The 5,657-nt window shown below is 64.8% G+C and carries 5 protein-coding genes; all 5 read left to right on the top strand.

Features of this window, described 5'->3' with window-relative positions:
- Window positions 1–37: 37 nt before the first annotated feature.
- Complete coding sequence (gene rplK, locus AB1346_01455) at window positions 38–460, top strand: 50S ribosomal protein L11 (protein ID MEW6719096.1); 423 nt, start codon at window positions 38–40, stop codon at window positions 458–460.
- A 67-nt stretch (window positions 461–527) separates the two neighbouring features.
- Window positions 528–1,229, top strand: coding sequence for a 50S ribosomal protein L1 (rplA, locus tag AB1346_01450; GenBank protein MEW6719095.1), 702 nt, complete (start codon window positions 528–530; stop codon window positions 1,227–1,229).
- A 229-nt stretch (window positions 1,230–1,458) separates the two neighbouring features.
- Complete coding sequence (gene rplJ, locus AB1346_01445; protein MEW6719094.1) at window positions 1,459–2,004, top strand: 50S ribosomal protein L10; 546 nt, start codon at window positions 1,459–1,461, stop codon at window positions 2,002–2,004.
- A gap of 50 nt (window positions 2,005–2,054) precedes the next feature.
- Window positions 2,055–2,435: a 50S ribosomal protein L7/L12 gene (rplL, locus tag AB1346_01440; GenBank protein MEW6719093.1), complete on the top strand. Its 381-nt coding sequence runs from the start codon at window positions 2,055–2,057 to the stop codon at window positions 2,433–2,435.
- Between the two features lie 91 nt (window positions 2,436–2,526).
- The coding region (gene rpoB / locus AB1346_01435; protein MEW6719092.1) for a DNA-directed RNA polymerase subunit beta at window positions 2,527–5,657 on the top strand (3,131 nt) is incomplete at its 3' end.

Raw genomic sequence — 5,657 nt, 5'->3', positions numbered from 1 at the left:
CGATTTCACGCAGGTGGAAAAATCGTAAGGAGACACCATGGCGAAGAAAGTCATTGCGCAGATCAAGCTGCAGATCGTGGCCGGTAAGGCGAACCCCTCGCCGCCGGTGGGGCCCGCCCTCGGGCAGCACGGCGTGAACATCATGGAGTTCTGCAAGGCGTTCAACGCGAGAACGGCGTCCCAGGAAGGGATGGTCATCCCCGTCGTCATCACGGTGTACGCCGACCGGTCGTTCACCTTCATCACGAAGACCCCGCCAGCCTCAGTGCTCCTGCTCAAGGCGGCCGGGCTGGAGAAGGGGAGCAAGACGCCGAAGCGCGAGAAGTGCGGGACGATCGCGCGGAGCAAGGTCGAGGAGATCGCCAGGCTGAAGCTGCCCGACCTCGACGTGAAGGACCTGGCCGCGGCCATCAAGACGGTCGAGGGGACCGCGCGCAGCATGGGGCTCGACGTCGTCTGACGCGGGAAGAAAGATAACGCGGTGACATCGCCCGGACCGGACGGCCCGGGCGGGAAGGGAGGGGGAAATGCCGAAACGCGGGAAAAAGTACCTGGAGGCACGTGGCAAGGTGAACAGGGAGGCAAAGTACTCTCTCGACGAAGCGCTGGACCTTCTCAAGGAGACGGGCAAGGCGAAATTCGACGAGACGGTGGAAGTCGCGATGCGGCTGGGGGTCGACCCGAAGTATCCCGACCAGCAGGTGCGCGGGTCGGTGGTGCTGCCCCACGGGACCGGGAAGAGCCTCCGGATCCTCGTGTTCGCGAAGGGGGAGAAGGAGAAGGAGGCGCAGGAAGCGGGCGCCGACTTCGTGGGGGGCGACGACCTGATCCAGAAGATCCAGGGCGGGTGGCTCGACTTCGACAAGGCGGTCGCGACCCCCGACATGATGGGGGCGGTGGGCAAGATCGGGAAGCTGCTCGGGCCGCGCGGGCTGATGCCCAACCCGAAGGTCGGGACCGTCACGTTCGACGTGACGAAGGCCGTGCGCGACCTCAAGGGCGGCAAGGTCGAGTACCGCGTCGACAAGACGGCGACGCTGGCCGCCGGGATCGGGAAGGTGAGCTTCGGCAAGGAGAAGATCAAGGAAAACTTCCTGGCCTTCTTCGACGCGATCCTGAAGTCCAAGCCTTCCGGCGCGAAGGGGACCTACATCCGGACGCTGACCGTGTCCACGACGATGGGGCCGGGGATCCGCCTGAACACCAGCGCGCTGGTCGCGACGAAATAAGCGTTCTTTACACATAGGCACAGGGAAACATCCTTTGTCAAAGACCGCGGGTTCGCCGAAAGGCGATCAAGCCCGCGCCCGGTTACGGCCGGCGCAGGGCCCGCGCAGACAAAAGGGAGCCGGTGGAACGGGAAAAGAAGATCGATTTCCGCGCCGTGCCCTCTTCCTTTGACGGGGGTTTCGTCATAGAGGCAGAAACATCTTGGAGGGAAAGGGGGAAACGGACACGGTGAAGAAAATCAGCAAGTCGGACACGGTCGAGGCGCTGAAAGGCGCCATCGCGGATCAGCGAGGGGCCGTGGTGACGTCCTTCCGCGGGGTCACGGTGGCGGAGATGACCGCACTGCGGAAGAAGCTCCGGGAGGTCAACGCCGAGATCCGGGTGGTGAAGAACACCCTCATCCGGAGAGCGGCGGACGGCACGCCGTTCGGAGGGCTTTCCGAAAACTTCAAGGGACCCACGGCGATCGCCTTCTCGCACGGCGACCCCGTGGCGCTGGCCAAGGTGATGAAGGAAGCCGCCGCGGCCAGCCCGAAAGTCACTCTCAAGGCCGGGTTTCTCGACGGCAAGGTGCTGTCGGAGGCGGAAGTCAAGTCGCTGGCCGACGTGCCGTCCCGGGAGGTGCTGCTCTCCAGGCTGGTCGGCGGCCTGAACTACCCGATCACCCGCCTGGTGCAGGTGCTCGCCGACGGGCCGAGGAGCCTGGCGTGCGTCCTCGAATCCATCCGGAAGCAGCTGCCCGCGGAAGCCGCCGCGGGCGAAACCGCGAATTGACGAATAAAACTTAACGGATATCCGAAGGAGGATCGAAGGAAATGGCTGCCATGAGCAAAGAAGAGTTCATCACGATGGTGGAAGGCATGACCGTTCTGGAGCTGCACGAGATCGTCAAGGCCCTCGAGGAGCGTTTCGGCGTGACCGCCGCCGCACCCATGGCCTTCGCGGCCGCCCCGGGCGCCGCGGCCGGCGCCGCCGCTCCCGCCGCCGAGGAGAAGACGGAGTTCGACGTCATCCTCACCGGGTTCGGGGCCAACAAGATCCAGGTCATCAAGGTCGTCCGCGAGCTCACCGGCCTGGGGCTGAAGGAAGCCAAGGACCTGGTCGAGGGCGTTCCCAAGCCGCTCAAGGAAGGCGTGGCGAAGAAGGACGCCGAAGACATGAAGAAGAAGATCGCGGAAGCGGGGGGGACGGCGGAGATCAAGTAGCCGCCTCTTGCAGGATAGCGTCAGGAAACCGCGGGGGGCATGGCGGTGCCCCCCGCTCCACTCATTTGCTCTGCCCCCGGGGTGAAAAAAGATGGCCTATCTCGATTACCGGAACCGAATCAAGCGCATCGACTTCTCCAAGAACGAGAACGTCCAGGAGATCCCGAATCTGATCCAGGTTCAGCAGGAGTCGTACGAGGAGTTCCTGCAGTCGAACGTTTCTCCGGAAAAGCGCAAGGAAATCGGGCTCCAGGCGGTATTCAAGGGAATCTTCCCGATCGCCGACTACAACGGCCGGGCCTCCCTCGAATTCCTTTCGTTCGCCATCGGCGACCCGAAATGGTCGGAGGAGGAGTGCCGGGAACGCGGGATGACGTACGCCGCCCCCATCAAGGTCACCGTGCAGCTCGTCATATTCGACGTGGACGAGAAGAATCCCCAGGCGCGGACGATCCGGGACGTCAAGGAGCAGGAGGTTTTCTTCGGCGAGATCCCGCTGATGTCCGAGAAGGCCACCTTCATCATCAACGGGACCGAGCGGGTCATCGTCAGCCAGCTCCACCGCTCCCCGGGCGTCTTCTTCGAGCACGACAAGGGGCGCTCCCACGCGTCCGGGAAGGTCCTCTTCTCCTCCCGCATCATCCCGTACCGGGGATCGTGGCTCGACTTCGAGTTCGACCACAAGGACCAGCTATACATCAAGATCGACCGGAAGCGGAAGTTCCCCATCGCGGTGCTCCTGCGCGCCTTCGGGCGGACGACGGAGGACCTCCTGCGGACCTTCTACGACGTGGAGGAGGTCCGGATCGAGGGGGACAAGTACACGAAGGAGTTCCGCCCCGAGCTGATGGTGGGCCTCAAGATGCCCGTGGAGGTGCGCCATCCCGACCGGTCGGGAGAGATCGCCTTCAAGAAGGGGGTCAAGGTCCAGAAGAAGCGCGCGGAGCGGTTCGCGCGGGAAGGCGTGAAGTTCGGCCGGATCGCCATCTCCGTGGACGACCTGGTCGGCAAGATCGTCGTCTCCGACGTCGCCGACCCCGCGACGGGGGAGCTTCTGGCGGAGTGCGGCCAACAGATCACGGCGGAGGTCCTCGAGACGCTGCGGGCGAAGAACGTCGCAGGGATGGCCGTGTTCAGCCTCGAGAACTCCGATCGCGCGATCTGGGAAGGGCTGGTCACCGACAAGATCCGCACCCGGGAAGAGGCGCTCAAGGAGATCTACAAGAAGATGCGGCCCGGCGACCCTCCCACGAAGGATGCCGCCGAATCGCTATTCACGAACATGTTCTTCAACCCCGAGCGGTACAGCCTCTCCCGCGTCGGCCGGCTCAAGCTGAACCACAAGCTCGGGGTGACGGACGGGGACCTCGACAACACGGTGCTGACCCAGGAGGACATCCTGCGGGTCATCCGGTACCTCATCGACCTGAAGAACGGGAACGCCGGCGAGGCCGACGACATCGACAACCTGGGCAACCGGCGCGTCCGCACCGTGGGCGAGCTCATCGAGAACCAGTTCCGGATGGGGCTGGTGCGGGTGGAGCGGGCGATCCGCGAGAAGATGGGGCTCCAGGACATCGAGACGCTGATGCCGCACGACATCATCAACGCCAAGCCGGTGTCGGCCGTCATCAAGGAGTTCTTCGGCTCCTCGCAGCTTTCCCAGTTCATGGACCAGACGAACCCGCTCTCCGAGGTGACGCACAAGCGCCGCGTGTCGGCCCTCGGGCCCGGCGGCCTCACCCGGGAGCGCGCCGGCTTCGAGGTGCGCGACGTTCACCCGACGCACTACGGCCGGATCTGCCCGATCGAGACGCCGGAAGGACCGAACATCGGCCTGATCGCGTCGCTGTCCACCTACGCCCGGATCAACGAGTTCGGATTCATCGAGACGCCGTACCGAGTCGTGAAGAACGCCGCCGTCACGAAGGAGATCGTTTTCCTCTCCGCGATGGAGGAGGAGAAGCACGTCATCGCCCAGGCCAACGCCGCGGTGGACCCGAAGAAGGGGAAGTTCCTCCAGGAGACGGTCATCGCCCGGCTGGGCGGCGAGTTCTCGATCGTGCGGTCGACCGACGTCACCCTGATGGACGTCTCGCCGAACCAGCTCGTCTCGGTGGCGGCGTCGCTGGTTCCCTTCCTCGAGCACGACGACGCCAACCGCGCCCTCATGGGATCGAACATGCAGCGGCAGGCGGTCCCTCTGCTTCGGACCGAGCCCCCGTTCGTCGGCACCGGCATGGAGTCCGTCGTCGCGCGCGACTCGGGCGCGGCCGTCGAAGCGCGGCGCGGAGGGACGATCGAGTCGGTCGACGCCCGCCGGATCGTGGTGCGGTCGGAGGAGCCCGACGCGGGCGGAAAGTACGGGGCCGACATCTACACGCTCGTCAAGTTCCGCCGCTCGAACCAGAACACCTGCATCAACCAGAAGCCGATCGTGACCCTGGGCCAGAAGGTCGGGGCGGGGGAAGTGATCGCCGACGGGCCGGCCACCAGGGAAGGCGAGCTGTCTCTGGGCCGCAACGTCACCGTGGCCTTCATGCCCTGGGGCGGCTACAACTTCGAGGACTCCATCCTGATCTCCGAGAAGATCGTGAAGGAGGACATCTTCACCTCGATCCACATCGAGGAGTTCGAGTGCGTCGCCCGTGAGACCAAGCTCGGCAAGGAAGAGATCTCGGCGGACATCCCGAACATCAGCGAGGAGTCGCTGAAGGACCTCGACGAGAGCGGCATCATCCGGGTCGGCGCCCGGGTGAAGCCCATGGACATCCTCGTGGGGAAGGTCACACCGAAGGGCGAGACGCAGCTTTCCCCCGAGGAGAAGCTGCTCCGGGCGATCTTCGGCGACAAGGCGGGCGACGTGAAGGACTCCTCGTTGCGGGTCCCCCCGGGGATCGAGGGGATCGTCATCGACGCGAAGGTGTTCACCCGGAAGGGCGGCGAGAAGGACGACCGCGCCCAGATGCTGGAGGAGCGGGAGCTCGACCGTCTCCATCGCGACCAGGAGGACGAGATCCGGATCATCCTCGAGACCGCCTACGGAAAGATGAAGGCGATGGTCCTCGGAAAGACATCCGCCGTCCGGCTGATGTCGGAGGACCGGACCGAGGTGCTCCTTTCGAAGAAGAAGAAGATCACCGAGGAGGTCCTCGAAGGGATCCCCCGGGAGCGGTGGGCGGAGATCGGCGTTGAGGAGGACGTCGAACTGAAGGACCGGCT

The organism is Thermodesulfobacteriota bacterium (genome assembly GCA_040758155.1).
Taxonomy (GTDB): Bacteria; Desulfobacterota; Deferrimicrobia; order Deferrimicrobiales; family Deferrimicrobiaceae; genus UBA2219.
The sequence above is the reverse complement of the archived record's forward strand: the minus strand, read 5'-3'. Positions and strand labels throughout refer to the sequence as shown.